Below are 557 nucleotides of genomic sequence, written 5' to 3'. Positions count from 1 at the left end.
GAGTTATGCGCGGGCATCGAGCGATAATGACCCTTCATTCAATCACTTAAGTCCTAAACTGAGTTTTAGTTTCCGTCTTGATGATAGTCAGAATATCTATGTTCGCTATGCAAACGGTTTCCGAATACCGCAAGCTTCTCGCTTGTATGCGCTTACAACTGACAATATTGATTTTGATTTAGACCCGGAAGTCAGTGATACCTATGAACTGGGTTATAAGTTGGCAACCACAAATCAGCGTCTCGATTTATCGTTGTATTACATGACGATTGATGACTCAATTGTTCGACGAGAAAACATTGATGGAGATCGTTACTACGAAAATGGTGGCGAGACCACGCATCAGGGGGCAGAGTTATCAATACTACAGACCTTAACAGAGGAATTATCCGCACGATTGGCTTATAGCTACTCGGAGCACGAGTATGTGAACGATGAAGATTATGGCGATAACGAGCAAGCTGAGGCGCCTAACAGTTTGGCTAACTTACGTTTGAACTATTCTCCTCAAAAGGTGCAGGGTTTGACGACTTCATTGGAGCTTGAGCATATTGGTG

General features: G+C 43.3%; 1 protein-coding gene. It reads left to right on the top strand.

The window, feature by feature from the left end; genetic code table 11:
* A partial coding sequence (locus tag A3763_RS15095) for a TonB-dependent receptor (protein ID WP_156495108.1) occupies nucleotides 1–557 on the top strand: 557 nt, incomplete at both ends.

It is taken from the genome of Oleiphilus sp. HI0128 (genome assembly GCF_001635365.1).
This window is presented reverse-complemented; position numbering and strand designations above follow the sequence as displayed.